This is a genomic window from Methylomonas sp. AM2-LC (assembly GCF_039904985.1).
Classification (GTDB): domain Bacteria; phylum Pseudomonadota; class Gammaproteobacteria; order Methylococcales; family Methylomonadaceae; genus Methylomonas.
The window spans coordinates 4,648,191-4,673,889 of sequence record NZ_CP157005.1 but is presented as its reverse complement, the minus strand read 5'-3'; the positions used below and the strand labels follow the sequence as shown (position 1 = coordinate 4,673,889).

Genomic DNA, 25,699 nt, shown 5'->3' with positions numbered 1-25,699 from the left:
TGACTTTCGGGTGTCCGATAGGGTGCAGGCTATTCTTCTGCACCAAAACAATGGACATAATCTTTACAGACCTCACAGGACGGTGCTCTGCACACATAAATTCCTTCGGCTTCGCAGAGTTGTTTGTAAAGAAACTTTTTCCATTTCATGTCTTTGTGGTTAAGCAGGGTTAACTGCGGAAAAAATTGACTGAGTAAGTCCGATAAATTCTGACGGCTCCATAAACCTAAATCCTGCCATAAATGATCATTGCCCAGACAAGCAGTCACTAGTAGGGTTATCAGGCATTCATGCAATGTGCTTTGTTTACTGGCATAGCGGTTTAGAAATTGTTCAAGATCCTGCTTTTCCAGCATGCGGCTAAAATCAGGCTTGAGAGCAGATACTGCGGTGCCTGAGATATGCAGGCCCGGAAAATAATTGTCCAGCAATTGTTTAAATTGAAAGGCATTCAATCCCAAATAATCGGGGAGTACCCCCATACCCACTTGCCAACTGGCAAGGATTTGCGCTAGCCAGACGCTGTTATCCGGCTGGCCAGCACAAGCCATAAGATGGTCATAGTGTTGTTGGCGGAGATCTAGCAAAGACAAGCTATTATTACTGTCCTCTGGTATTCTCTGTACGCAACTCATAGACTATTCTCCAGGCAGATAGATAAAAAACAAGTGTTTAATATTCAATGCGAATATCTTCGTCTCTAACGATCATTTGACAAGCCAGACGCCATTCGCAGGGTAAATCATCCACGATCATTTTTTCCAACTCTTCAGACGTCACTTTGCCAAGTTGTTTCAGCAATGATTTTTCTTTTTCAGTGAGTGGGCCTCCCATGCGTTGATTCTTTTTGTCGATACTACTGACCTTGATGATACAAGTACCGCAGTCGCCGTCTTCGCATTCAAAGTTAATGGGTATTTTATTTTCCAGAGCCAGTTTTAAAATGGTCTGGGTGTGACTACCAGCAACCGCATAAACGGTTTTATCACGGTATTCCGGGCTGGTAAAAGTAACTAAAGCCATGTGCTATTCTCCTCGCCTAAACGGGCTTGACGGAAATGCTTCCGCCCAATGCTTGCGCCTGACAGGCCAGGCGATTATGTTTGCCTGCCATGTTTTCGCGTAAAATCTTGTCTTCCAGTACCGAAGGTTCACTCAGGTTATTCCAACCTTCTGTAACCTTCATAATGCAGGTTCCGCAGTCGCCTTCACGGCAGCCATAAGTAATTCCGGAACCTACTTTTTCCGAAACCTCAATCACTCGGGTTCCAGCAGGCACGGTGACAGTAACGTTAATATCTTCAAATGTAATGGTCGCTTTGGCCATTGTTAAAACTCCTTAAGTTTTTAAAATATAATTTCGGCAGCCTCTAATCTGAGGACTCCCGGAGTGGAATCTTGCGACCCCCTATTTTTCATTGCTTGATTGGCAATGATTACGCCAACTCGTCCCTGAATTGGTTGTCTGTACTAAGGTGTACAGACAAAATGGTTAAACTAAAAGGTAACTATTCAGCATTGATTACCTGTGTAGGATCTGCCAACCAGCAGCGCATCACTCTCAATTACTATGTATCACTACCGTCCATAAAAGCCAGAGCAATCAGTTGCCTGTCGAATTTTTTGATAAGCGGATAATCAGTCAATTTAAAACATCCTGCTGGGTTTCGGCTATCGCCTCTACCCAGCCTACGCAGGCTATGTTTCTTTCAAGATGACTGGCTACTCGCTGAGAGTTCAAGCTAAATCGGCGAAATTCACCATTCTGGCGGCTCGCAAGCCCATTAATTCCTGTGCCAATTCCAGGCCAAACGCCTGACATTCCAAAATCTCATCATCGGTAGGGATTAATTTCACCCGAATACCGGGTATTGGTACACGTAATTTCAAACCGCGTAAGCGATCTTCAACCAGTCTTACCCCTTCACCTGTCCAGCCATATGAACCGAATACCCCGCCCAATTTGGTTTTCAGATTGACAACGGTGAGAGAAGACAGCAAATCCCAGATCGGTTTTACCGCATCGCCATTGATGGTTGGCGTGCCTAGAATCAAGCCATCGGCTTCTTCAATAAGATCAACGAATGGTGCGACCTCACCCCCTTCCAGATCGTAAAGCGATACACGCACATCCTCTACCTGCATGGCACCTTGATAAATAGCTTCAGCCATACGCCGCGTGTTGCCATAAGAACTGATATAGAAAATCAACAATGTTTTTTGGTGTGGACTTAATTCACTGTGTAAAGCGGGTGTAGATAATTGCTGATAGCGCTGAATATAACGTTGCGGACGATCTCGCAAAATGGGGCCATGGGTCGGGGCAATTAAAGTCAGTGGTAATACCTGGATCAATTCCAGCGCCCGTAATACATATTCCTTAAATGGCCGCATAATGTGGGCATAGTAATATTCAAAAGAAAAGCGAAAATCACCCACTTGATCGTTAAACAAACGGTTGTCACAAAAATGACAACCAAACACATCTCCGGAAAACAATATGGCTTCTTCCAGCGCATAAGTACATTGGGTATCAGGCCAATGTAAATAAGGCGTGTGTAAAAACTGTAAGGTACGATCTCCCAAAGATACTGAATCCCCAGTAACCACTGGCGTAAAACTGAGTTCATCCTGTTTCAGTAAACCCTTCAACATGGATTGCGCTTTCTGCGAGATAAATAATTGTGCTTGCGGGGCACGTTTCATCAATTCTGGCAGTGCTCCAGTGTGGTCTGGTTCCAGATGATTGAGGACTATCACCTTGATTTCAGAATAATCAGCTACACTTTCCAGACGGGCAAAAAAGTCAGCCGCAAAGCCTTCCTTAACCGTATCGATAATAGCCACACCTTCGCTGCCGCGGATAATATAGGCGTTGTAGCTGGTACCATTTGCGGTTTTCAGGATAATATCGAAAGTGCGTAAATTCGGGTCGAGTGCCCCTATCCAATGCACGCGCTCAGATAATGCCACTGCCAGCGGTAAACCTTCAGCATTGACCAGTTCTACGGGTTTCATGGCAGACAAGCCGATTTATGCTGATGCGTATTGGGACAGGTTTCCAGTTCTGTCCCCGCATTAGTCATGCTTAAACCCAGTTTGGATGCCATCAAGGTTGGATCAAAGCCTGCCAAGCGTTGCTCGTCTACTTCCAATAGTGGACGCCGAATCAATAAGGGATTAGCAATCATCAAGGCAATCGCCTGTTCCTGGGCGATGGCTTCGGGAATAATTTCACCATTCTTGATGGCCGGTGCGCTAAGGTTAAACCAGTCGGCTACCGGCATGGTGCCGAAAAAAGAGCGCAGTTTTTCCGGTTCTTGCCCCCAGTTTTGTGTTAACAAATTATGAATAACCAGCACATGCCCGGCTTTTATCAGCAATTGCTTTTGCCGGGTATTGTTGGTACAGCCTGGTTTTTCATAAAAATGTATGGTTGCCATGGCCTTAATGCGCTTGTAATTCCGCCATCACTTCCGCCATTCTTTCGGGTGGAATACCCGTTAACGAACCGGGTGGATTAAGCGGCACGTTTAAGGCATCCAGAATTGCGCCTTCTATAGGGCAAATACTGGCACATTGTGGCTCGGCAAAATCGTCCTCACATTCAGTACATTTTTTCGCATTAATCTTAAAATGCGTTTTCGACATATAAATCGCTTTGCTGGGACATAACGGTTCACAAGCGTAGCAATTAACACAGCTTTCAATGATTTTTAGGGACATAAGCCTGACTCCTTAAGCGCTGGCACGTTGCTGGTCGGAAACCTCTTCAAGCTTGCCAGCTGCAGCCATTTCTTTGTAAACCGCCATGACCGCTTCCTCAATGGGTTCCATGGCATGTTCGCCATTTGGCGCAATGCCAGCCTGTTCCAGCATATCCCAAGGCTCGTAACCCACTTTTGAGCACAGAACGGCTTCGCAGCCTTCCAGGGTACGAATGGTACGTTGCAAAGCGGTTTCCGCTTCTCCGCAAGCACTGTCACCACTACAATACAACTCTGTTTTGCGGTGACTGATAAAACGCACGCCTTCCGGTGAGGCTTCGTAGATTAAAAACTCTTTAGCATGTCCAAAATGCATATTGATCAAACCCTGGCCACTGGTGGCAACAGCCATCAACACTGGACGGGTAGTCAACTTTTCTTCAGCGGCAAACTGTTCTGCGGCAGTGGCTTTTGCGGCGCGTTTGCTGTTCATTTCCTCGGTGATGGCTTGATGGATAACTTTACGTTTTTCCATCGCCGCCTGATAATCGATTTCCATGGTTTCAATCTTGTCCATCGTGAACTCATCGCCACGGTCTTCACCTAACATACCTACGGCATCGGCACGACACTGGCGACAATGACGCATCATATTCATGTCACCGGAACAAGAATCCTGTAAAGCTTGTAACTCTTCTGGATTTGGCCCGCGTTGACCCATAACGCCATAGAAAGTGCCATGTTCAGCCTCAGCAATCAATGGCATTACATTATGTAAAAATGCGCCTTTTTCTTTAACGATTTTGCTGACTTCAGCCAGGTGTTTATCATTAACACCCGGTATCATCACCGAATTAACCTTGACCAAAATGCCTTTAGCTACCAGCATTTCCAAGCCTTTTTGCTGTTGTTCGATTAAAATTTTCGCGCCTTTTTTGCCTTTGATACGACGGTTTTCCCAGAATATCCAAGGATATATTTTTGCACCCACTTCAGGATCAACACAGTTGATGGTGATGGTGACATGATCAATATTGTGTTTGGATAACTCTTCAACCGCAGCCGGCAAAGCCAAGCCATTCGTAGAAACACACAGTTTTATATCAGGCGCTTCCTCGCTTAGACGGCGGAAAGTTTCGAAAGTACGTTCAGGATTGGCAAGTGGATCACCGGGGCCTGCGATACCCAAAACCGTCATTTGCGGAATATTAGCCGCTACAGCCATGGTTTTTTTCACGGCTTGATCAGGGGTTAATAATTCTGAAACTACACCTGGACGTGATTCGTTAGCGCAATCGTATTTACGGTTACAGTAATGACATTGAATATTGCAGGCAGGAGCAACCGCTACATGCATACGCGCAAAATAATGATGGGCATCTTCTGAATAGCACGGGTGGTTCTGTACTTTTTCTCGAATATCATCACTCAAATGACTTAACTGATCATCAGTGGTTCCGCAAGAACTTGCAGAGCAGCCGCCTGTAGCGGCAGGTTTTTCGTTTAAGACTGGCAATTCCATGAAACTCTCCTGGCATAAGTGGTTATAAGCACTAATGCACAGGTCGTGCCAGTTGTGATTTGTTTATAAGTATATGATTTATATTGATTTATTAATTTTGATCTGGCTGTTTGTCAGAATTGTCACAAGTTTAATGTTTGTAACGGAACAATTATTACGGGAGGAGATGGTGAGTTTTGAACAAAACGGAAGTAGGGGAGTGAAAGAATTTTTTACTATTTGATATGATTGCTAACTTTCACCATCAATAAAAAACTGACTACCCTGAAATGGAAGAGAGATATTCGTAACTATAACTTGTAGACTTTGATAAAGGTTGTAGCTTGCCTTTATTGTATTCAGATTGGCAGTGAAGCTCAGTTGGTGGTTAATTGTAGAAATATACTGTCTCTATGCGCTCTTTTAATCGAAAACTATGGCTGGTTTTAGATAAGATTTACAACTTCTATTTATCGACTCACTTAGCTCGAATGAAAACAGTTTTCACACTGATCTTCTTCGCTGCACCTGCGCCGGATCTGCCGTAATTTTACGATAGATTTCCACCCGGTCGCCATCTTTAACCAAGGTATCCAGTTTGGCAATTTTGCCAAAAATACCCACTTTTTGTGTTTCCAGATCAATTTCCGGATACTGGTTTAATAGACCAGACAACACTATCACTTCAGAAATAGTACTGGTTTCTGGTACGTCCAATTTTAACCAAATTTGCCTGTCAGCCTGAGCATAACAAACGCCTACATTCATGAGTTTTCTCCGCTCAAAATAGGATCAGGTAAAGGGCTGGCAACAGGATGAGTGACGCTGAGTTTATTATCCAGCATGCGTTTGACAGCCACCATAAAACCCAAAACTATAAACCCCCCAGGCGGCAGCGCTGTTAGTAGAAATCCTTTGTAGTGGGAGATAATAGTCGTTTCTAAAAAACTAAAGCTATCACCCAGTAGTACCGAGGCATTGGCAAACAAGGTTCCCTGAGCACTAATTTCTCTGACCGCGCCTAATACCACCATCACCAGGGTAAATCCTAGTCCCATCATTAAACCATCCCATACCGCAGGCAGTACCGGCTGTTTAGAGGCAAACGCTTCTGCGCGACCCAGAATTACACAATTGGTAACGATCAACGGAATAAATAAACCCAGTACTTTGTGTAATTCATGCATCCAGGCATTCAGAAATATGTCCACCAGGGTTACTAGCGCGGCTATGAGTAGTACAAAGATGGGAATGCGAATCTCCGGGGGGATCAGGTGCCTGCAGACAGATACTGTTGCGTTTGAGGCCAACATAACTACCATGGTCGCCAAGCCCATACCCAACCCATTTGTAGCCGTACCTGTCACAGCTAATAAAGGGCATAAAGCCAGATTTTGAGTCAATACCACATTATTATCCCATAGACCATCACGGGCGATTTTTCGATAGGGCGCTGAAAAAAATACGGCTAAGTTCATAGTTTGTGCTCGCTATAAAAACAGATTAATGGTTAGCGCTTAATAGTTCTGTCTGATGCAGTTCATAAAATTTCAAGCCGCGGCGAATGGCCTGCACTACTTTTCTGGGAGTAATGGTCGCACCACTAAATTGGTCGAAACTACCACCATCTTTTTTTACAGCCCATTGTTCCACGGACATATTTTGAAGCGATTTACCATTAAACGACAACACCCATTTTGATTTGCTAATTTCAATTTTGTCGCCTAAACCCGGTGTTTCGATATGGGAAATAACACGCACACCCAAAATTTCACCGTTTCGATCGATACCCATCACCAAATTGATAGGTCCCGCGTAACCATCTGGGGCAACAAACTTAAAGCACACAGCGCTAATTTCACCCTGTTTTTTTGCCAAATACACTTCAGTTTGATCAGCACCCAATTTGTCTGCAGTTGAATCAATCAACACACTATCTTGTAACAGGTTGTTATCATGGAGCTCAGTCGGTATTACCTGTTCCAGATTGGCTTGTAAATCTTCTTGTAATCGATGCTGAATAACACCGCGTGTCGCTAAATCAGCAAATCCAAGCAATAGCGCAGCTAACAAAGCAAAGCCAGCTAAGATGCCGGTTTGAAACTGCAATTGCGGACGTAGTTGTTCCAAGTTAGAGGGTTCCAGCCAGATAGACAGCTTTTGTTGCATCATACCTAGGACTTGCAAAGTCTTTGCGGTCAGTGCTGGTTTTTCGGGTTCGGGATTCATTTCTGATCTCACTGTGGGGAAATATCGAGCGGTTTACCGTCACGGTAGCGACCATAAATTCTAGGGCGAATATAGTGATCTATCAGTGGTGTAATTGCATTCATAAGCAAGATTGCAAAACCTGTTCCTTCAGGGTAACCACCCCAAGCGCGAATTACGAAAATAAGTATTCCGCAGCCCATACCAAATAACAATTCGCCGAGAGCTGTGTTTGGTGAAGTCACATAATCGGTGGCAATAAAAAAGGCGACCAGCATCAATGCACCCGAATTAAGCTCTACCCATGGACTCAAATAACGCGCACTGTTTACGAGATGAAATACACTGGATAATACAAAGACTGTGGCGAGTAGTGATGCCGGAATGTGCCATTTGATAATGCCTTTACGCAGTAAGCCGAAACCGCCTATTAAAAGTAATAGTGTAGATGTTTCACCCAAGCTGCCACGTTCCCAGCCTATGAAAGCCAGAAAACCGGAATAATGATTTAGACTATCCGGTAAAAATTGATTTTGTGAAAAGCCAGTTTTTACCATGCCTAGCGTAGTTGCCCCCGTTATACCATCAGCATTGTCTAAACCTGAGAAAGTTAAATTTAAACTGTCTAAAATACCGGGTCCAGTAAACAGCGGGGTGACATTAATCCAGGTAGTCATTTCAATGGGAAATGATATCAATAGTGCTACTCGGGCCAGCATGGCAGGATTGAATAAATTTTGCCCCAGACCGCCATACACATGTTTACCTAAAATAATGGCAATAGCGGCCCCCGTAACGGCAATCCACCATGGTGCCCAAGGTGGCAATGTCATGGCTACTAGCAGTCCAGTCACAATAGCAGAACCATCTCGTAAATGCGGGGTAGCCACTACGCCTTTTAATCTGAGACAACATGCTTCAAAGGCCAAAGCAGAACAAATAGTGATGACCAGTAAATACAAGGCAGGCCAACCAAACAAAAATACCCCAAATGCCGCGGAAGGCGCCAGCGCAATAATCACTTGGCGCATAATATCGTTAACCCGTCGAGTAGCGACCAGATGCGGTCCGCTTATCACTTTATTGTTCATGCCGATTCCTTAGCTGCTTGAGCTGCTGCTTGTTGCGCCAATCTAGCGGCACGTGCTTCCTGAGCCTTTTGTGCTTCAGCTTCGGCCTCCAGTCTAATCCGCTCCATACGCTGGTTTCGGTCGTTAATCAGGCGATTGGTTTGTTCGCTTTTATGTTCGGCTTGTTGGCGTTTAACTAACTCACCTGAGGCAAATTTAAAATAATGCACCAAAGGTATGTTGGATGGACAAATGTATGAACAGCTACCACAATTAATACAGTCTTTTAAACCTAAGTCGACAGCGGCATCCAATTGGTTAACACGTATGCGACTGACCATTTCTAATGGCAGCAAACCGACCGGGCAAACTGTTACACAGCTGGAGCAACGGATACAGGCTTTAGTGCTGGGTTCCTCAATTTCCTGTGAGGATAAAGCCAGTATACCGTTACAAGCTTTTACCACAGGCACTTCCGCATGAGGCAGTGCATCGCCCATCATGGGGCCACCCATGACTAAACGCTGTATTTTGGCTTTATCTGCGCCGCAAAAGGCTAAAACTTCCGATATCAGTGTGCCTATCGGTATTTCCAAATTGGCTGGATGTGCAACTGCGCCACCAGAAACAGTGACTATCCTACTAATTAGTGGTTGACCTAAACATATAGCTTGATACACGGCTCGGGCCGTCGCTACATTATGTACCACTACGCCTATATCTGTGGCCCGGCCATCAGCAGGAATTTCCAGTCCGGTTAAGTAACGAAGCATTTGTCTGTCCCAGCCCATAGGATATCGAGTGGGTACCTTTTCAATGCTGATATGGGGAAATGCCTTACTGGCGTTTTGCATGGCCAGAAATGCTTCAGGTTTATTGTCTTCTATGCCAACTAGAGCCTTGGGTGCGCCCATGCCGTGTAGCATTATACGAATACCCGTAACAATTTCCTCGGCGTGTTCTTGCATCAAACGATCATCGCAAGTTAGATAAGGTTCACATTCGCCCGCATTGATCAATAAAGTATGAATTTGATTTTTTCGACCTAAATTGAGTTTAACAGCAGAAGGAAATACGGCGCCGCCTAAACCCACCACGCCTGCTTCACCAACTTTGGTACAAATTTCCTCCGGATTGAGTGAAAATGGATCAATAGCAGGATGTTTTTGCAGCCATTCTTCCTGTCCATCACTTTCCAAAATCACCGTTCGCACCGGTAAAACTGAGGGATGTGGTGCTGGAAAATCTTTAACATCGATAATTTTGCCCGATGTTGGTGCGTGAATAGGCGCCGAAATGGTGCCTTGGCTATAAGCTAACAGTTGACCTTTGTAAACGCGCTCTCCAACTTTGACAATGGGCTCCGCAGGTTTGCCCACATGTTGTTGTACAGGTATATAAAGTTTTTTGGGGAGGGGGAAATCTTTAATAATAGTTTTATCGGTAGTTAGCTGTTTGTGTTCTTCAGCATGAATACCGCCGCGCAGTCTTGGGTTTTCTAGGAATGCGAGCATAGATATTCTCCTTTAGGCTGCAATCTGCGGTTGTGGTTTAGGCCAGCGCCAATTGCGAAGCGTTATATCAATGGGGTGCATTTGCAAACACTCTGTAGGACATACCTCTACGCATTTTTTGCAACCAATACAGGCATCTGCTACCACTGCATGAATTTGTTTAGGCGCGCCAACAATGGCATCAGTTGGACACACTTTGAAACAACGCGTACAGCCAGTGCAGGTTTCTTCGCTGACACGGGCAACCATGGGCTCTTGATCCTGTGTATTACTTAAATCAACATCGACACCCAGTAATTTTGCCAATTGTTCAACCAGTGCTGTGCCACCGGGCGGGCATAGCGTAACAGGAGCAGCACCTGAGACTAGCGCCTCAGCTGCTGGCTTACACCCAGGAAATCCGCACTGACCGCATTGAGAACCTGGCATCAGAGCTTCGACTTTCTCAACCAAAGGATCTGATTCCACTTTTAAATATTTAGCGGCAATACCTAAACTAAAGCCCAGAAGCAAGCCAAGGGCTGTCATAATGACTATGGCAGATAAAACGTACATAGCGTGCCTCTTATTTGCTGTAAAGTCCTGCAAATCCCATAAAAGCCAGCGACAAAATGCCAGCGGTGATAAACGCAATGGGGGTGCCGGAAAAAAGTGCCGGTACAGCCATGAGCGCCAAGCGTTCACGCAGACCGGCAAATAGCACCATCACCAGAGTAAATCCTAAAGCTGAACCAAAGCCAAATAGCAAGCTTTGTATAAAATTATATTTTTCCTGAATATTCAATAATGCGACGCCCAAAACTGCACAATTAGTGGTAATTAAAGGTAAAAAAATACCCAGTACTTGATAGAGTACCGGACTAGTTTTATGGATGACCATCTCTGTAAATTGCACCACAGCGGCAATGACCAAAATAAATCCTAGAACTCTTAGAAAACCGATATCAAACGGAATCAGCAAATAATGTTCTAATACCCAGCTTGCGGCAGAGGCCAAAGTTAAAACAAAGGTAGTAGCCATGCCCATACCTAATGCCGTGTCGAGTTTATTAGATACGCCCATGAAAGGACATAACCCTAAAAACTTAACCAACACGACATTGTTGACTAAGGCTGTACCTAAAATTAGAAGTAAGTATTCACTCATTGTTATAACCCACAGTTTTGTTAACTAAACAGCATCATCCATGCCAAGGCTGTAAAAAGTCAGCGCTGTAGTGGATTACGTAATAATGTTGTTGAAAATTTGTGGTATTTTCTGTGCTAAAAAATACAGTCAGTAGTCAGCTGGATTAAAATTGTTGTAAACCTTACAATTAAGTACCAACAAGGAATTTCTAGCGTATTTTATTTTGGAACGTGACCATGCTACTTTGACTAATACATGAATTACTAATGCCTGTAAATTTACACGATGAGGGTACAGCCAGCAGAAGCTACCGATTTATCGTTACTTTTAAAAGCTGGATAGGTGTCTTTGCCTTTTTAAATTCAAAACCCTGGGTTTTGGCGTTTAAATTGCATGTAATTTATCAGAACTTAATCTTATGAGAAATTCCGGCTATGACTAAACCAACACCCGAATATCTGCTTACCGAGATTGCCGCAGAAGTGGCTGATCAACTAATACCTGCAGATGTGGAGGAAGCCAGCAAGGGACAAAGAGGAAAGCAGTCGCAAAACTTACCTTTTTCCTTATTTGTTAAAACCGTGGAACAAGCACCAATTGCTATTTCTATTACCGATAAAAAAGCGAACATTCTTTATATCAATGATGCTTTCACAAGTGTCACAGGCTATAAAGCATCTGAAATACTCGGCATGAATGAATCAAAGCTTTCTGATAAATCTACGCCACGCCAAGTTTATTATGATCTTTGGCATACTATTTCCAGAAAAAAAGTTTGGCACGGACAATTGGTCAATCGTAAAAAACAAGGTCAACGCTATCTGGCTGATTTGACTATCGCGCCGATGTTGAATGAAAAAGGCGATATTAGTCATTTTATAGGTATGCATCGCGATGTAACTCAGACACATAATGCCGAACAATTAGTCACTAACCAGAAACAACTGATTGAATCGGTAATTAATGCATCACCAGTCGCAATGGTCGTACTGGACGAAAAGAAAAAGGTTGTTCTGGATAATCAGATGTACAAAATGCTGATTAGCGAATTGGATAAAAATGAGCCCGCTTTATTTTTTCTAGACGCCTTGGAACCCGACATGGGGGATCTTTGGAATGACTCAGATCGTAAACGCGGCTTTGCAAATTATGAAGTGCGTGTAGAAGGGGTGGGGCGGCGCGGTACGCGCTGGTTTTCTTGTTCGGGTAATTGGTTTACCGAAAGCGATAGTTGCGCTGATAATTTTTTTGTTAAACAATCCAGAGATTATTTGTTATTGAGTATTAACGATATCAGCCTGCAACGTCGTCAGCAGGAACATATGCAGATTCAGGCCTTGCGCACCGTGTTGGCAGAAGAAGAACATATTCGGAGTATTCGTGAAACCCTGCTGGGAGCCATGCATCAGATTTGTCAGCCTTTAAATCAAATTAATGCTGCCATTCAGATTATGGCGCAACGAAATGAAGTGAGCAATAAGCCTTTACAAGATTTATTGGGTCAAGTGCAATTAATGGGTGCAGAAACTCTGAAAACTTTACAGAATTGTGTGCCGGAAATACCTGAAACAGCAGTTGTTCCTGTTAATGTTAATCAGCTTTTGCATGAGGTGATGCTGTTGTACAGTAACAAGTTTTTAGCAAACGGAATTATCGTTGACTGGTTACCTAATCCTGTATTGCCATCTATCCTCGGTTCGGCTAATAAACTACGTATGTCTTTCAAACAATTAATTGATAACTGCGTTAATGCTATGAATCGTGCTGGCAGCCACGAACGCATGATTAAAATCATTACAGCAGTGGATAATGATTGGGTCAATGTATCGATAGCAGATACTGGGCCGGGTATTCCACAGAATCAACGCAACAAAGTTTTTGAGCCATTTTTTACGACACATGGTATGGGTGAGGTGCAGGCTGGCATGGGGTTGGTGATGGTTAAAGAAATTGTTACTCAACACAATGGCATGATAGGGATTGATCCCAATTATCAAAAGGGTTGTTGTGTTAACTTAAGCTTTCCAGTTTGTCCCAAAAATATCACTTCGGTTAATGGTTATGAATGAACGTTTACTGATGGTTGAATCGGAACTGGATACTTTATTTCTGGTTAGTCAATTACTCAATAGTACCCATGATTTGCGATCAAAGCTTAAAGGTATTCTGGAAATTTTGCATAAACGCTCAGGATTACATTTTGGAATGATCACCTTGCGTGATGTCGATGACGATAGTATGAGTTTGTGTGAAATTTACGGTGAAAATATTGATCGTTCTGTCCGTTATCAACCTGGCGAAGGACTGGTTGGGGCAATATTGGACGAGGGCTGTACGATTGTTGTGGAACGTATTAAAGATGAGCCACGTTTTTTGAGTCGTCTCGGTGTTTATAATCCTGATCTACCTTTTATAGGATCTCCCTTAGCGGTTGAACACGGTGAAGTAGTCGGGATTCTTGCCGCTCAACCCTGCGATGCCCGATTTTTGGGTGAACGTGCACGTTTTATGGAAATGGTGGCCAATTTAATTGCCAATAGTGTCAATTTGCTACGGGTTATGGAGCGTAAGCAAAACGAGTTGGCAAGTGAACGTGATTATCTAAAGCAAGCTCTGGTTAAAAATTATCGCTTTGAAAATATTATTGGCCATTCTGAACCGATGCTTAAAGTGTTTGATATTATCCGTCAGGTTGCAAAATGGCATACCACTGTACTGATTCGCGGCGAATCGGGTACCGGTAAGGAAGTGGTTGCCAGTTCCATACATTTTAATTCGGCTTGCGCAAATGGCCCGTTTTTGAAGTTGAATTGTGCGGCCTTGCCGGATACCTTGTTGGAATCAGAATTATTTGGACATGAAAAAGGTGCATTCAGCGGAGCCATTGGACAGCGCAAGGGGCGTTTTGAACTCGCCGACAATGGTACGTTGTTTCTGGATGAAATTGGTGAAATTTCCGCCTCGTTCCAGGCCAAATTGTTAAGAGTATTGCAGGAGGGTGAATTCGAAAGAGTGGGGGGAGTAAGAACGCTGAAAGTAAACGTGCGTATTATCGCCGCTACCAACCGAAATTTAGAGCAGGAAGTGGCTGAGGGTTGTTTTCGTGAAGATTTGTATTATCGGCTCAACGTCATGCCCATTAATATGCCACCGCTTAGAGATCGTATTGAAGATATTCCAGAGCTGGCGAGTTTCCTGTTGAACCGCATTTCTAAGCAACAGGGTGGTCGGCAATTGGAAATTAAAGAAAGTGCTATTCGTATTCTGATGAAACACGATTGGCCGGGAAATGTGCGCGAATTGGAAAACCGTTTAGAGCGCGCGGCGATCATGAGTGCCGAGGGTATTATCGATAGGGATGTGATTGCCAGTACCGGTCTGGAAAGTGAGATTGGCATTAGTCGTAGTGCATATGCTGTTAAGCACGTAGATTTACATGATGAAAATATGGATGAACGTGAACGCGTGATTGCTGCTTTGGAGCAAAGTGGCTGGGTGCAGGCCAAAGCAGCACGTCTGCTGGATATGACGCCTAGGCAAATAGCTTATCGGATTCAAACATTGAATATTAATGTTAAGCAAATTTGAAGGTTATTATCATATGTAAATGCGCTTGTTGTGTGTTGTTAAACTGTAAAAGTTTAAATTCAACATTATAGGCTGAACAAAACCTGTAATGCCGACGGTGGCTTTGCTCTACTTATGGCAAGCTAAATGCGATTATAAGTGCTTTTTAGCTTCCTTTATGGTCAAGCTGGAAAAAATAGCTTCGTTTTCCTTTAGATAAGCACTTACAGCCTAAGGATTCCAGCGGGCGTAATCTCGGAGAGCCCAGCCTATTGCCTTCCGAAGGAAAAATTCTTTTTCATGCGCAAGCAACTTGGCATAGCTAAATAATCGATCTGAATTAGTATGCATTCGCCAACCAAGCTGATGCAACATGGCTACACGTTGTGACCAGAAATTGTTATGCGCTATCCATTCATCCATTGCAACCTTTGCATAATGGCCATCAGTGTTATAGCAAGGATGGAACATTGCACTGACCACTCCTGCCAGCCCGTCGACAGTTTCCCACCAGGAATCAGTTAGAATAAGGCGATGCAGGTGTGGCAGTTTAGTTACTTGTATAACTCTGGCATGTCGACGAAGTAGATCAATTGCGGTGTATCGATATTCTCGTTCGGGCCGCTGCCATAGCAAATCCACTACCTCAAATAATTTCGAAGAATCCCACTTATTAATTCCAATTAGTTTTACCGCTTGCCGCCTTTTCGGCGCAGGTATCCCTAAAAACGGAAACTGCCCTTTGAGATAAGCAGACATTACTTTCGCATGATCATCATTTGCCAGCGGAAGTAATGCAGTATCCACCGCTGCAATATAGGCTTTAGGTTCCATATCTTTAACTATCTTCTTAGACTTTTACAGTACTTACTACGCGAGTCCGTAGTCCGTAGATGTGCCAACCAGCGGGCTGCGCATCATTGTGCGCCCGGCAACATTAATGGTAAAAACCATGTGGTAATAGGAATGTGGAGTCTATGATATTCGGTCATGATGATAGATTATTTTTAAAGTGACGTGCCGCCCGCTGGTTGGAATATCCTACCCAACTGGTATGGATAGTAATTAATTGAACGTCAAGTTTCAAGCTTTTACGTGCCATTAAACTGAAATTCTTTATTGTCACAAGATAGCTGATATAGCGTCTGATCAAATCGCAATCAACTTCCAGAATTGCCAAATCGAATCTAGCTTTACCGCTAATCTGCTAATGACTCCCCAGTCTCTGTAAAACTTAAAACTGTCACTTCTCCATCAGCATCGGTAATTTCAGCTTGGCTGAGCATGTGGTTAGAGTAATAGGTATAACGATGTTGCAATTCAATTTCACCGTATACCAGCTTCTGACACAAAATGAGTTGTTCTTCTGGATCAAAATAAGCCCTAAAATAGGTGTTTCGATTTTCCGGTACCATATCGGTTAATTGATTAACCAATTTCAACGGCAGTTTAACGCCGCTATAAGAAGTAAAATAGCGGCATTTGCAATTTTCGATAGATGTATTCATTGGCAAGTTAATTTAAGGTAAAAAAATTAACCACACAAATATTGTGCCATGTTTGCAGCCAGCAGCCTTTGCCAATTTTGATTGAAAAGTCTGTTACGAAACGGCTTTAACGGATTATCGATTGTCAGCTTTATGACAATCGATAACTGGTTAAACTTTAACCGCCTTTAACGCCAGAGCAGTTTTCGCTAAACGAACACCCAGAACCCAGCAAAGACGTTTCTCATGATCGGATAAATCGTTCTCTGTTTCGTTAAAGTGACTGGGGCCGTAGGGTGTTCCTCCTGTTTGAGTTTCGCGTAAAGCAATTTCATTACAAGGCAAGCTCATTAACAACATACCATGATGTAACAATGGTAGCATCATGGATAACAAGGTGCTTTCCTGTCCACCATGCATGCTGCCTGTAGAAGTAAATACTCCGGCTGGTTTGCCGGATAAAGCCCCTGCTATCCACAAACCGCTGCTGGTATCTATAAAATGTTTTAACGGGGCAGCCATATTGCCAAAATGGGTAGGGCTACCCAGTGCCAAACCATCACAATTTTCCAGATCGCTTAAACTGACGTAAGGTGCGCCAGTAGTGGGAATAGACTCTGCAATTTTTTCACACACGCTAGATATTTCTGGAACAGTGCGTAATATAGCTTCTGCGCCAGACACTGATTCCACGCCGCGTCCTATTTGTTGAGCCATGCTTAAGGTACTGCCATTACGGCTGTAATACAGAATCAGAATGCTAGTCATTTATAAAATCGCCAGTACGTTTTCTGCTGGTCTGCCGATAGCCGCTTTACCGTTGGCGACTACAATAGGTCTTTCAATCAGTCGTGGCATCTTGTGCATTGCGGTAATTAAGTCAGCATCACTCAAGTCGACATCATCCAGAATGTTTTCTTTGTATTCAGGCTCATTGGTACGCATCAGTCCGCGCGGTTTTATGCCCAGTTTTTGTATAATATCCGTTAATTCCTCAATGGAGGGTGGTGTTTTAAGGTATTCAATGATTTCGGCTTGTATGCCTTGCGCCTGAAGCAGCTTTAAAACCTCTCTGGATTTGCTACAACGAGGGTTATGGTAGATTTTTACATTCATAGTTTACTCACCTTGAAAACTCAACAAACCGCTATAATAGCATCTGAAAATATAAACATTCTGTGAATACTATGCAACTCCCTAATTATTCTCAAGCCCGTGTATTAGTGCTCGGCGATTTAATGTTAGATCGTTACTGGCACGGAACTACTTCTCGTATTTCCCCTGAAGCTCCTGTACCCGTGGTCCATGTTAATGGCGACGAGCAACGTCCAGGGGGGGCCGGTAATGTGGCATTAAATATAGCTGCGTTGGGAACCAAAGTGTCTTTGCTAGGTTTTACCGGGGACGATGAGGCAGCTCAGGTGTTAGAGAATATACTCTCACAAGCTGGCGTATTATGTCAGTTTCAGGCCATAAAGCATTTTCCGACCATTACCAAGTTACGAGTAATGAGTCGACACCAGCAATTGATTCGTCTGGATTTTGAGGATGGTTTTCATCAGGTAGCCAGTGATATGCTGTTGCATCAATTTCATGCCGAGCTAACGCAGTCACAGGTGGTGGTGCTGTCAGATTACGGGAAAGGTACTTTAAGTCAGGTACAGCACTTTATTCGTTTAGCCAATCAATTGCAAAAGCCCGTTCTGGTTGATCCAAAAGGCAGTGATTTTTCCCTCTATAAGCACGCTACGCTGATTACTCCAAATTATAGTGAATTCGAAGCCATCGTCGGTCATTGCTTCGATCAACAACAAATTGTGGAACGCGGTATAAATTTACTGGAAGAATTGGAGTTGCAAGCCTTGTTAATAACCCGAGGCGAACAGGGCATGACTTTGTTGTGTAAAAACCAGGAACCCTTGCACCTTCCTACCCACGCGCGCGAAGTTTATGATGTAACGGGTGCCGGAGATACGGTGATTTCGGTACTGGCTGCCAGTTTGGCGGCCAAAAAATCGCTGCCGGAAGCCACGCAGTTAGCTAATATGGGTGCTGGTATAGTGGTAGGAAAAATGGGTACAGCGACTGTAAATACCGATGAATTACAGATCGCTTTACAGGGTGAACGTGCCCCCCATAAAGGTGTTTGCACACTTGCAGAGTTATTGATAGAGAGGCAATCTGCACAAATGGCTGGTGACAAAGTGGTCGCGACTAACGGATGCTTTGATATTCTGCACCCTGGCCATATACGCTATTTACAACAGGCCAAAACGCTGGGAGAGCGCTTAGTGGTATTGGTAAATAGTGATGCCTCTGTGCAACGCCTAAAAGGACCGCAGCGTCCAGTTAATTCGTTGGCGCATCGTATGGAAATGCTGGCAGCTCTGGAATGTGTTGACTGGGTGGCTCCGTTTGAAGAAGACACACCGCAATTTGTCATAGATCAGCTTTTACCGGATATTCTGGTAAAAGGGGGCGATTACACCGATATCAGTAGTATTGCCGGACATGAGAGTGTGTTGGCTAATGGCGGAGAAGTGAAAATTCTGTCCTTTGTGGCTGGACATTCCACCACTGCAATTATCCAAACCATTAAAGATAAGACTCAGGCTTAACTGATGACAAAACACTACTTACTCGACAGATTGCAGCAATATTGGTTGCTGGCTCGTTTTGATAAACCAATTGGTATTCTGATTTTGTTATGGCCAACCCTATGGGCGCTTTGGATAGCCGCTAATGGAAGGCCAAATGCTTTGGTGTTGAGCGTATTTTGTCTAGGAGTGGTATTAATGCGTGCTGCGGGTTGCGTTATTAACGATTATGCAGACAAAGATTTTGATCCGCATGTACAACGCACCCAGCAAAGACCCATTGCGGCAGGCAGAGTTAAGCCTAAAGAAGCATTGATTTTATTCGCCGTGTTATGTCTAACCGCATTTGGGCTGGTGTTGTTGATGAACTTATACACTATCGCGCTTTCGTTTGTCGCGGCATTTTTGGCGGCTAGTTATCCATTTATGAAGCGTTTTACCCATCTTCCGCAAGCCTATCTAGGCATCGCGTTTGGTTTTTCAGTACCGATGGCTTTTGCTGCGCAGACTGGGGGTATTCCTTTATTGGCCTGGATTCTGTACTTGGCAGTGATATTGTGGGCTTTGGTTTACGATACCATGTATGCCATGGTTGATATTGATGATGATCTAAAAATTGGTGTCAAATCGACGGCCATTCTATTTGGTAAACGTGTGCGGGAAATAACGGCGCTATTGCAGGTCATCATTTTGGTATTGTTGCTGGTAGTGGGTCGCATGTCACAATTAGCTTGGCCGTATTATGCCGGGTTAATAGTTGCCGCTGGTCTTGCTGTTTATCAGCAGGTTTTGATTTATCATTTTGATAAACCAAGTTGTTTTAAAGCTTTTTTGAATAATAACTGGTTTGGATTGGTCGTATTCGTCGGTTTGTTAATGGCTTACTGGTAAACATATGCAAAGTTTATTAATTGATATTATCAATCTAGGTGGCAATTGATAAGGCATTTATATGTTTGGCATGACTTATGCTTTTTAGCTGGTGAACGGTGTTTTTAAGCTTAAAAACATTAAAATCACATAAAAGCGGCAATAACTTGCCGATACCAATCCAAAAGGCGGAAGTTATGAGTGTGTCAAGCATAGGCTCAATGGCATCAACGTATGCAAATCAAAGTTTAAATAGCCTGAATAGTATCTCAGGCAGTTCGGATAGTGATAGTCAGACTCCAGGGGTAGGTAAGGGACGTCATCATCATAGTGGCGGCGGATTAATGCAAAGCATTATGCAATCTTTGCAAAGTATGGGGTTGAATGTCTCGGCTGTTGGTGCGAGTGGTGTAAATTCCAGCGGCACAAGTGCTCAAGGCCAATCGTCAACCGCAGCTGTTTCGGCAAGTTCAAGTTCCACAGGAAGCCCACAACAGGCATTAAATACGTTTATGCATGATTTGTTTGCAGCTTTAAATCAGGGCAGTGCTACGCAATCTGCTGCCTCTGTAAATACTGATAACAGCACGTCAGCAACGAGTAGTGTGAAAAGTGGTTATAACGATTTTACTACTAAGTTGCAAAGTCTAATCAGTTCTTTAAATAGCAATACTTCAAGTAACACCAGTAATACTTTACAAGCTGACTTTAATAATCTGGTTACTGCTTTTGGTGGGAGTAATGCGACTGCCGCTAATTCAACGGCAACAGGTACTTCGTCGTCAACTTTAAGTTTGCAAAATTTTTTACAGCAAATTCAGAATAATGCGGGTGGTATTGGTACTCATAATGCAAGTGTGGGATCTTTATTATCGGCTACAGCTTAATACAGGCTTGTTACAAATAGCTGATTGTGTCGCAGTCAGTAATATCTAAAAGTTTTGTAAACTTTATGGTTGGTATTATCCATCGCCCACTGTGAATAATACCAACAAAAAGGATTCGTTTTTTACGGCTACCCTATCCCCTGGGTTTCTATCCTCGATATGCGCTTATTTAATCGGTGCATAAACCGATATAATATGGTGGATATAAACCATTTTTAACTTGTTAAATGCATGGCAATTTCTCTGTCTTGTTCTTAAGCTTTTAATAAATATTAAATATAAATAGCTGGCATTTTTTTTGCTTTTTATGGTTTACTGTCTTTTTTATATAAAAGCTCAGCTTTCCTTATGTGTTATTCGCCTGCATGTTACAAATGCATGACTTTATAATGCTATGCTTATGCGAGAAAAACCTTAACTCATTAGGCACTTTTGACGAAAGTGATAGTCGAATAGACATGTTTTAACTAGGAGCAGTTAATGAAATTCCAAACAAAGTTATCAACTATACTATTGCTATTCTGCTGTTTCTATAGCAGTAACAATTGGGCATGGGGACATCATCATGGCGGTGGTTTTGGTGTATATTTCGGCGCCCCTTTTTATGGATATGGCAATCCATACGGGTACGGTTATGGATATCCCTATGGTTATCCATATTATCCACCTGTGATAGCCACTGTTCCTGTTGCTCCACAAACCTATATTCAACAAGCGCCCGTTATTCAACAAGCACCAGCACAACAACAGTCGAATTATTGGCATTTTTGCACCAACCCCGAAGGTTATTATCCTTATGTTAAAGAATGCCCGGGCGGTTGGCAGCTTGTTCAACCTACTCCCCAATAGGAGCTAATATGTCACAATTAAATCGAGTGTTTGCTTTATCTATAACCCTGGGGGTCAGCGGCTGTGCCAGTATTCCTACCGGGCCAAGCGTCATGGTTTTGCCGGGTACAGGCCAGTCTTTTGAACAGTTTCGGACAGATGACTTCAATTGTCAGCAATTTGCACTTTATCAGGTTGGTGGAACCACTCCAAATAATGCTTCTATCTCAAGTGGCGTAACCAGTGCAGCAGTCGGTACCGTCATTGGTGCAGCGGCAGGCGCGGCAATTGGCGGTGGCGCTGGAGGAGCTGCTATTGGTGCGGGTACCGGTTTATTAGGTGGTAGTTTGATGGGTGCTGGAGCTGCAAGTAATTCTGGATATGCTTCTCAACAACATTATGATGCAGCTTATATCCAGTGTATGTATGCCAAAGGTCATCAAGTTCCTGTGTCTGGGCAGTTTTCAAATGCAGTGCCTGCTAGACAAGCGGTGCCGTCGGTATCAGCTCCGCAAACATTTACTCCCAGTTATCCGCCACCCCCAGACACACCTCCCCCTCCTCCTCCACAGTAAGATATACTGTCGCTTGTTTTTTATGTAAAAAGCAAGCGACCCTCGTCTCAGCGATAGTTTGGTAAAGTTTTTTTATGTCCAGTGATAAGCAATGTAAATTGTGTGTCGCTCAGTTAAATTTTCTGAATCCATTTGCGACGATTTATCGTTACACTCTTAGCGACCTATACACGCAAAATAATTATAAGTTAGTCAGTGATTTGCCGGAGCAGCAAAGCTATGCCACAAAAATTAATTAATGTACTGATACTGATTAGTTTTACAGTATTTATCAGTTCCTGTGCTTCCAAGCCAAAAGCACTCACCGCTGAAGAACAATCTGAAAAGTTGGCAGATGCTCTGGTGAATGGTGGTTACGTTTCCGCCAGTAATTTAGCTATAAATAGTGTTCGGGAAGTGTGGCGGCATGATGCAATTGAGCTGGATATAATGATGACTGCTCCCACTGCTTCTGGAAGTTATCCCTTGGTTATTTATCTGCCTAGTTTGGGCGAAGATGCGAGTGCCGCTCGGTTATGGCGGGAAGCTTGGGCTAAAGCAGGCTACGCGGTGTTTAGCATGCAACCTTTGAGTATTGGTCAAGCATTAAAAGAACTTAAGCCTGAGCAAAATAAACTTAAAAACGAAGATAAAGAAAACGAAATAGCCAATGATGACAGTCCTGATGATGTGGAGGATGGAGGCTGGTTCTCAAGTAAGAAAGATAGAAAACCATCGGGTAATGATCGTGCCAGTGAATTACGTTATCTGGGGCATGAATATTTTGCCATTGATAGCTTAAAAAATCGCATGGAACAATTATTTTGGGCTTATCAACAATTAAAAGTCCGGGCAAATCTGCAAGTACCGTTATTTGCGAATGCGAATTTTTCCAAAGTTGTTTTAGTTGGCTATGACTTAGGTGCGCAAACAGTTGCAGGAGTATTAGGTGAAGAATTTAAAGCGACATTGCCAACCAATACTGAACTTAAGCCTTTAGCAGCAATTGCCTTGAGCCCTTCGATTGATTTAGCGGAAGGTAATGTACGAAATCGATTTCAAAAATTGCATCTACCTATGCTGGTCATTACCGGCAGTGAGGACAATGATCCTTATGCGATTAGCTCTGCATCAGTTAGATCAGCTATGTGGGAGTTTGCACCCGCCGGTGGTAAATATTTACTATTATTAAAAGGTGCTGTGCATCCTTTGCTAGCAGGTTCAAATATGGGCGGCGGGCGTGATCGATCAATTCAGGGTCCTAACGATGAAATGCGTGGTGGGCGTGGATTATTACAACTCAGTAATCAATACGGTGCAGGAGGAAATCATGGACACGATGGTGGTTTTCCTGGTGGATTTATGGATGATAAAAGCAAAGAAAGAGATGCGGGTTTAGCCTACAAACAGGTTGCGGCGGTATTAAGTACCAGTAGCGCATTTTTAGATTTAGTGGTCAAAAATGATCAGTTTGCTCAATATTGGATGCAGGACAAAGCGATTAAATGGTTGGACAAGGCTGGTAGTCTAAGTGTCAGATAAGTACAAGAGCGATGCAGTTGTCAATGCAATGAACACTATTATTCTAACCACTCTAAATGCACGTTATATTCATACTGCTTTTGGTTTGCGCTACCTGTATGCCAACATGGGTGAATTGCAGCTCAGTACAACGCTGCTGGAATTTGGATTAGGGCAGCGAGCAGCCGATATTTGCGAAAAGCTGTTACAGCATCAGCCTAAGATTATTGGTTTTGGTATTTACATCTGGAATGTGTTCGAAATAACCACAATTGTGCAAACCTTAAAAAAGGTTGCCCCTGAAGTTATCATCATTTTAGGCGGCCCAGAGTTGAGTCATCCTCCCGATTTACCCGATGTCGCCGTATTAGCCGATTACATTATTACGGGTCATGCAGAAATAAGCTTCCCGTTCTTATGTCGGCAATTATTGGCTGGTGACAGATCAAGTGAGAAAGTAATCAACGGACAGAGTGCTGATTTGGCAAACCTTGTCTCACCATACCCGTATTATACCGATATAGATTTACGGCAGCGTGTAGTATATGTTGAAGCTTCAAGAGGATGTCCGTTTAAATGCGAGTTTTGCCTTTCAGCATTGGATACCACGGCCAAACCTTTTGCCTTGCATGATTTTTTACAGAATATGGATGTTTTGTTTCAGCGTGGTGCGCGGAATTTTAAATTTATAGACCGAACCTTTAATCTAAAAATAGATAGCAGTATCGCGATACTGGAGTTTTTTTTGGTACGGCTTAATGACGAGTTGAACTTACACTTTGAAGTAATACCCGACAATCTGCCAGAGCGTCTAAAGCACGTAATCGCACAATTCCCAGCAGGAGTGTTGCAATTTGAAATAGGTGTGCAAAGTTTTGATCCGCACATTCAGCAGCTTATTAGCCGTAAACAGGATAATGAAAAAACCATGGCTAATCTGTTGTGGTTACGTGAGTTTTCCAGTACGCATATTCATGCTGATCTAATCGTAGGATTGCCCGGCGATACGCTGGAAGGATTTGGCAAAAGTTTCGATAAATTGATTGCTTTAAGGCCGCAGGAAATACAGGTGGGTATCTTAAAGCGGTTACGTGGTGCCCCCATCAATCGCCACACGGAAAGTTATCGAATGTGCTACGATTCAAATCCACCCTATGCTATTTTAAGCACCCGGGATATTTCATTTACTGACATACAACGCTTAAATCGTTTTGCACGCTATTGGGATTTAATTGGAAATTCGGGGCGGTTTGTACAAACACTGCCATTGATTTTATCTGATCAACCTTTTGTACGTTTTTTACAATTTACCGATGCGTTATTTTTATTGGTGGATAGTACTTGGAAAATTGGTTTAAAACGTTTGTTCGAACTGACCTACAGGGTGATTACCGAAAACATGCAGGTCCCAGATACTATGGCTCTTGCCGTTTTAGCGGCAGATTATCAACGTAGTGGCGAAAAAGCACGCCCAGATTTTCTGCAGACTCCAGATTGTGTGTTAATTAAACGTCCGGTAGCCAATAAAAGACAGCGTCAGTTACTTTAAGCCTTGCTGAACATACTAAGACACCCAATGTAAAATAAACTCATTCAGTGTCTGTTGTATTTATTATTGTCCTCTGCAAGTAAGAGCAGCAAGTAATTAGTCGATTGTATATCCTAGTCTTTAATTCGGTTTTGCAGGATTGTTGGTTACCGGGGGTTTTACTGTTACCACTAAAGTGTTACCACTGGTCGTAAGCGTAATATCATTCAGGTTATGCAGATTGAGCGGTGTTACGCTACGCCATTGCGCGTTATCCAGACTGCGAAAAGCGGCAAAAAAACCCAGTTGTTTTGTGCTTGCATCCGGTTCAATCTGTAATGTAGTGTTTTGTCCAGGTGTTAGCAGGATTTCCTGTTTATGAACTAAATCGGCAGCCAACGTGGCTTGTTCTTTATCAAACAATGCAAAAAAATCGGCATTCATGAAATTACTTTGTTCTTTCAACTCATAAATACGCAGTAATACTGGCGACGGATTGTTACTGGCATCGGGATTGGTATTTGTTTTGCTGATCAATTGTAAATTAATTTGGGTTGGCGGTATTGGTGTTGGTTCTGGGGGGGCACTAGCGCAACCTAGGCATAAAAAAAACAAAAAACTGTAAATAGGTAAATGTTTGGAAGTTATTTTAGCTGCCCAGATTGTTGCTTGTTGCATACGATATTATCCGTAATCATTGTTTGAATGGGTGGAGTTAATGTAACTATTCG

28 protein-coding genes are annotated in these 25,699 nt (G+C 43.2%); 9 read left to right on the top strand and 19 right to left on the bottom strand.

Features of this window, described 5'->3' with window-relative positions:
- Positions 1 to 29 precede the first annotated feature (29 nt).
- The 14 genes from ABH008_RS20935 to rsxA all read right to left on the bottom strand — a co-directional run bounded on the left by ABH008_RS20935 (position 30) and on the right by rsxA (position 11,147).
- Positions 30 to 635, bottom strand: a complete 606-nt coding sequence (locus ABH008_RS20935; protein WP_347987547.1) for a nitrogen fixation protein NifQ — start codon at positions 633 to 635, stop codon at positions 30 to 32.
- A gap of 37 nt (positions 636 to 672) precedes the next feature.
- Positions 673 to 1,023 (bottom strand): 2Fe-2S iron-sulfur cluster binding domain-containing protein, encoded by a 351-nt coding sequence (locus tag ABH008_RS20930; protein ID WP_347987546.1) that lies wholly within the window; start codon positions 1,021 to 1,023, stop codon positions 673 to 675.
- Positions 1,024 to 1,039: 16 nt separating this feature from the next.
- Positions 1,040 to 1,327 (bottom strand): 2Fe-2S iron-sulfur cluster binding domain-containing protein, encoded by a 288-nt coding sequence (locus tag ABH008_RS20925; protein WP_347987545.1) that lies wholly within the window; start codon positions 1,325 to 1,327, stop codon positions 1,040 to 1,042.
- Between the two features lie 410 nt (positions 1,328 to 1,737).
- Positions 1,738 to 3,018, bottom strand: a complete 1,281-nt coding sequence (locus ABH008_RS20920; RefSeq protein ID WP_347987544.1) for an FprA family A-type flavoprotein — start codon at positions 3,016 to 3,018, stop codon at positions 1,738 to 1,740.
- Complete coding sequence (locus ABH008_RS20915; protein WP_347987543.1) at positions 3,015 to 3,443, bottom strand: ArsC/Spx/MgsR family protein; 429 nt, start codon at positions 3,441 to 3,443, stop codon at positions 3,015 to 3,017. Before ABH008_RS20915 ends, ABH008_RS20920 begins: the two co-directional genes overlap by 4 nt.
- Positions 3,444 to 3,447: 4 nt before the next feature.
- The gene (locus tag ABH008_RS20910) at positions 3,448 to 3,726 is read right to left on the bottom strand and encodes a 4Fe-4S dicluster domain-containing protein (RefSeq protein WP_347987542.1); all 279 of its coding nucleotides are present in this window, start codon (positions 3,724 to 3,726) and stop codon (positions 3,448 to 3,450) included.
- 12 nt (positions 3,727 to 3,738) lie between these two features.
- On the bottom strand, positions 3,739 to 5,229 hold the full coding sequence (gene nifB / locus ABH008_RS20905) for a nitrogenase cofactor biosynthesis protein NifB (RefSeq protein ID WP_347987541.1): 1,491 nt from the start codon (positions 5,227 to 5,229) through the stop codon (positions 3,739 to 3,741).
- 483 nt (positions 5,230 to 5,712) lie between these two features.
- Positions 5,713 to 5,976, bottom strand: a complete 264-nt coding sequence (locus ABH008_RS20900) for an RnfH family protein (protein WP_347987540.1) — start codon at positions 5,974 to 5,976, stop codon at positions 5,713 to 5,715.
- Positions 5,973 to 6,686, bottom strand: coding sequence for an electron transport complex subunit E (locus tag ABH008_RS20895; RefSeq protein WP_347987539.1), 714 nt, complete (start codon positions 6,684 to 6,686; stop codon positions 5,973 to 5,975). The genes ABH008_RS20900 and ABH008_RS20895 overlap by 4 nt, the downstream gene beginning before the upstream one ends.
- A gap of 25 nt (positions 6,687 to 6,711) precedes the next feature.
- Entirely contained in the window at positions 6,712 to 7,437 is a 726-nt protein-coding gene (gene rsxG, locus ABH008_RS20890; protein ID WP_347987538.1) for an electron transport complex subunit RsxG, read from the bottom strand.
- Between the two features lie 8 nt (positions 7,438 to 7,445).
- Complete coding sequence (locus ABH008_RS20885) at positions 7,446 to 8,507, bottom strand: RnfABCDGE type electron transport complex subunit D (protein WP_347987537.1); 1,062 nt, start codon at positions 8,505 to 8,507, stop codon at positions 7,446 to 7,448.
- Positions 8,504 to 10,000 carry an electron transport complex subunit RsxC gene (gene rsxC / locus ABH008_RS20880; RefSeq protein ID WP_347987536.1) on the bottom strand — a complete coding sequence of 499 codons (1,497 nt, stop codon included), beginning with the start codon at positions 9,998 to 10,000 and terminating at the stop codon, positions 8,504 to 8,506. The genes ABH008_RS20885 and rsxC overlap by 4 nt, the downstream gene beginning before the upstream one ends.
- Positions 10,001 to 10,012: 12 nt before the next feature.
- On the bottom strand, positions 10,013 to 10,555 hold the full coding sequence (gene rsxB, locus ABH008_RS20875) for an electron transport complex subunit RsxB (RefSeq protein WP_347987535.1): 543 nt from the start codon (positions 10,553 to 10,555) through the stop codon (positions 10,013 to 10,015).
- A gap of 10 nt (positions 10,556 to 10,565) precedes the next feature.
- On the bottom strand, positions 10,566 to 11,147 hold the full coding sequence (rsxA, locus tag ABH008_RS20870; protein WP_347987534.1) for an electron transport complex subunit RsxA: 582 nt from the start codon (positions 11,145 to 11,147) through the stop codon (positions 10,566 to 10,568).
- Positions 11,148 to 11,563: 416 nt separating this feature from the next.
- On the opposite strand from rsxA, the gene nifL reads away from it, so the two are divergent.
- Together nifL and nifA are read left to right on the top strand one after the other, a co-directional pair.
- The gene (gene nifL / locus ABH008_RS20865; protein ID WP_347987533.1) at positions 11,564 to 13,198 is read left to right on the top strand and encodes a nitrogen fixation negative regulator NifL; all 1,635 of its coding nucleotides are present in this window, start codon (positions 11,564 to 11,566) and stop codon (positions 13,196 to 13,198) included.
- The gene (gene nifA, locus ABH008_RS20860) at positions 13,191 to 14,717 is read left to right on the top strand and encodes a nif-specific transcriptional activator NifA (protein WP_347987532.1); all 1,527 of its coding nucleotides are present in this window, start codon (positions 13,191 to 13,193) and stop codon (positions 14,715 to 14,717) included. The genes nifL and nifA overlap by 8 nt, the downstream gene beginning before the upstream one ends.
- 210 nt (positions 14,718 to 14,927) lie before the next feature.
- Here nifA and ABH008_RS20855 read toward each other — a convergent pair whose 3' ends face one another.
- The 4 genes from ABH008_RS20855 to arsC form a co-directional block, all read right to left on the bottom strand.
- A complete protein-coding gene (locus ABH008_RS20855) occupies positions 14,928 to 15,530 on the bottom strand; it encodes a DNA alkylation repair protein (RefSeq protein WP_347987531.1) in 603 nt (200 codons plus the stop codon).
- Between the two features lie 365 nt (positions 15,531 to 15,895).
- Positions 15,896 to 16,204, bottom strand: a complete 309-nt coding sequence (locus ABH008_RS20850) for a DUF6156 family protein (protein ID WP_347987530.1) — start codon at positions 16,202 to 16,204, stop codon at positions 15,896 to 15,898.
- A gap of 150 nt (positions 16,205 to 16,354) precedes the next feature.
- A complete protein-coding gene (wrbA, locus tag ABH008_RS20845) occupies positions 16,355 to 16,951 on the bottom strand; it encodes an NAD(P)H:quinone oxidoreductase (protein WP_347987529.1) in 597 nt (198 codons plus the stop codon).
- Entirely contained in the window at positions 16,952 to 17,299 is a 348-nt protein-coding gene (gene arsC, locus ABH008_RS20840; RefSeq protein WP_347987528.1) for an arsenate reductase (glutaredoxin), read from the bottom strand.
- A 71-nt stretch (positions 17,300 to 17,370) separates the two neighbouring features.
- Between arsC and hldE the strand changes: the two genes are divergently transcribed.
- The 7 genes from hldE (at position 17,371) to ABH008_RS20805 (ending at position 24,989) form a co-directional block, all read left to right on the top strand.
- Positions 17,371 to 18,801, top strand: a complete 1,431-nt coding sequence (hldE, locus tag ABH008_RS20835; protein WP_347987527.1) for a bifunctional D-glycero-beta-D-manno-heptose-7-phosphate kinase/D-glycero-beta-D-manno-heptose 1-phosphate adenylyltransferase HldE — start codon at positions 17,371 to 17,373, stop codon at positions 18,799 to 18,801.
- Between the two features lie 3 nt (positions 18,802 to 18,804).
- Complete coding sequence (ubiA, locus tag ABH008_RS20830) at positions 18,805 to 19,671, top strand: 4-hydroxybenzoate octaprenyltransferase (RefSeq protein WP_347987526.1); 867 nt, start codon at positions 18,805 to 18,807, stop codon at positions 19,669 to 19,671.
- 176 nt (positions 19,672 to 19,847) lie between these two features.
- Positions 19,848 to 20,537, top strand: a complete 690-nt coding sequence (locus ABH008_RS20825) for a hypothetical protein (protein WP_347987525.1) — start codon at positions 19,848 to 19,850, stop codon at positions 20,535 to 20,537.
- Positions 20,538 to 21,017: 480 nt separating this feature from the next.
- The gene (locus ABH008_RS20820) at positions 21,018 to 21,386 is read left to right on the top strand and encodes a hypothetical protein (protein ID WP_347987524.1); all 369 of its coding nucleotides are present in this window, start codon (positions 21,018 to 21,020) and stop codon (positions 21,384 to 21,386) included.
- An 8-nt stretch (positions 21,387 to 21,394) separates the two neighbouring features.
- Positions 21,395 to 21,940, top strand: coding sequence for a glycine zipper family protein (locus tag ABH008_RS20815; RefSeq protein WP_347987523.1), 546 nt, complete (start codon positions 21,395 to 21,397; stop codon positions 21,938 to 21,940).
- A gap of 219 nt (positions 21,941 to 22,159) precedes the next feature.
- Complete coding sequence (locus ABH008_RS20810) at positions 22,160 to 23,461, top strand: hypothetical protein (RefSeq protein ID WP_347987522.1); 1,302 nt, start codon at positions 22,160 to 22,162, stop codon at positions 23,459 to 23,461.
- Positions 23,462 to 23,489: 28 nt separating this feature from the next.
- Entirely contained in the window at positions 23,490 to 24,989 is a 1,500-nt protein-coding gene (locus tag ABH008_RS20805; RefSeq protein WP_347987521.1) for a DUF4080 domain-containing protein, read from the top strand.
- Between the two features lie 120 nt (positions 24,990 to 25,109).
- Here the strand turns inward: ABH008_RS20805 and tssJ are convergent, their stop codons facing one another.
- Positions 25,110 to 25,646 carry a type VI secretion system lipoprotein TssJ gene (gene tssJ / locus ABH008_RS20800; RefSeq protein WP_347987520.1) on the bottom strand — a complete coding sequence of 179 codons (537 nt, stop codon included), beginning with the start codon at positions 25,644 to 25,646 and terminating at the stop codon, positions 25,110 to 25,112.
- Positions 25,647 to 25,699 lie beyond the last annotated feature (53 nt).

Excerpts from the sequence above, each read along its gene's own strand:
- ABH008_RS20935 (WP_347987547.1), bottom strand. The coding sequence starts at position 635 with ATGAGTTGCGTACAGAGAATACCAGAGGACAGTAATAATAGCTTGTCT.
- ABH008_RS20930 (WP_347987546.1), bottom strand. The coding sequence starts at position 1,023 with ATGGCTTTAGTTACTTTTACCAGCCCGGAATACCGTGATAAAACCGTT.
- ABH008_RS20925 (WP_347987545.1), bottom strand. The coding sequence starts at position 1,327 with ATGGCCAAAGCGACCATTACATTTGAAGATATTAACGTTACTGTCACC.
- ABH008_RS20920 (WP_347987544.1), bottom strand. The coding sequence starts at position 3,018 with ATGAAACCCGTAGAACTGGTCAATGCTGAAGGTTTACCGCTGGCAGTG.
- ABH008_RS20915 (WP_347987543.1), bottom strand. The coding sequence starts at position 3,443 with ATGGCAACCATACATTTTTATGAAAAACCAGGCTGTACCAACAATACC.
- ABH008_RS20910 (WP_347987542.1), bottom strand. The coding sequence starts at position 3,726 with ATGTCCCTAAAAATCATTGAAAGCTGTGTTAATTGCTACGCTTGTGAA.
- nifB (WP_347987541.1), bottom strand. The coding sequence starts at position 5,229 with ATGGAATTGCCAGTCTTAAACGAAAAACCTGCCGCTACAGGCGGCTGC.
- ABH008_RS20900 (WP_347987540.1), bottom strand. The coding sequence starts at position 5,976 with ATGAATGTAGGCGTTTGTTATGCTCAGGCTGACAGGCAAATTTGGTTA.
- ABH008_RS20895 (WP_347987539.1), bottom strand. The coding sequence starts at position 6,686 with ATGAACTTAGCCGTATTTTTTTCAGCGCCCTATCGAAAAATCGCCCGT.
- rsxG (WP_347987538.1), bottom strand. The coding sequence starts at position 7,437 with ATGAATCCCGAACCCGAAAAACCAGCACTGACCGCAAAGACTTTGCAA.
- ABH008_RS20885 (WP_347987537.1), bottom strand. The coding sequence starts at position 8,507 with ATGAACAATAAAGTGATAAGCGGACCGCATCTGGTCGCTACTCGACGG.
- rsxC (WP_347987536.1), bottom strand. The coding sequence starts at position 10,000 with ATGCTCGCATTCCTAGAAAACCCAAGACTGCGCGGCGGTATTCATGCT.
- rsxB (WP_347987535.1), bottom strand. The coding sequence starts at position 10,555 with ATGTACGTTTTATCTGCCATAGTCATTATGACAGCCCTTGGCTTGCTT.
- rsxA (WP_347987534.1), bottom strand. The coding sequence starts at position 11,147 with ATGAGTGAATACTTACTTCTAATTTTAGGTACAGCCTTAGTCAACAAT.
- nifL (WP_347987533.1), top strand. The coding sequence starts at position 11,564 with ATGACTAAACCAACACCCGAATATCTGCTTACCGAGATTGCCGCAGAA.
- nifA (WP_347987532.1), top strand. The coding sequence starts at position 13,191 with ATGAATGAACGTTTACTGATGGTTGAATCGGAACTGGATACTTTATTT.
- ABH008_RS20855 (WP_347987531.1), bottom strand. The coding sequence starts at position 15,530 with ATGGAACCTAAAGCCTATATTGCAGCGGTGGATACTGCATTACTTCCG.
- ABH008_RS20850 (WP_347987530.1), bottom strand. The coding sequence starts at position 16,204 with ATGAATACATCTATCGAAAATTGCAAATGCCGCTATTTTACTTCTTAT.
- wrbA (WP_347987529.1), bottom strand. The coding sequence starts at position 16,951 with ATGACTAGCATTCTGATTCTGTATTACAGCCGTAATGGCAGTACCTTA.
- arsC (WP_347987528.1), bottom strand. The coding sequence starts at position 17,299 with ATGAATGTAAAAATCTACCATAACCCTCGTTGTAGCAAATCCAGAGAG.
- hldE (WP_347987527.1), top strand. The coding sequence starts at position 17,371 with ATGCAACTCCCTAATTATTCTCAAGCCCGTGTATTAGTGCTCGGCGAT.
- ubiA (WP_347987526.1), top strand. The coding sequence starts at position 18,805 with ATGACAAAACACTACTTACTCGACAGATTGCAGCAATATTGGTTGCTG.
- ABH008_RS20825 (WP_347987525.1), top strand. The coding sequence starts at position 19,848 with ATGAGTGTGTCAAGCATAGGCTCAATGGCATCAACGTATGCAAATCAA.
- ABH008_RS20820 (WP_347987524.1), top strand. The coding sequence starts at position 21,018 with ATGAAATTCCAAACAAAGTTATCAACTATACTATTGCTATTCTGCTGT.
- ABH008_RS20815 (WP_347987523.1), top strand. The coding sequence starts at position 21,395 with ATGTCACAATTAAATCGAGTGTTTGCTTTATCTATAACCCTGGGGGTC.
- ABH008_RS20810 (WP_347987522.1), top strand. The coding sequence starts at position 22,160 with ATGCCACAAAAATTAATTAATGTACTGATACTGATTAGTTTTACAGTA.
- ABH008_RS20805 (WP_347987521.1), top strand. The coding sequence starts at position 23,490 with ATGAACACTATTATTCTAACCACTCTAAATGCACGTTATATTCATACT.
- tssJ (WP_347987520.1), bottom strand. The coding sequence starts at position 25,646 with ATGCAACAAGCAACAATCTGGGCAGCTAAAATAACTTCCAAACATTTA.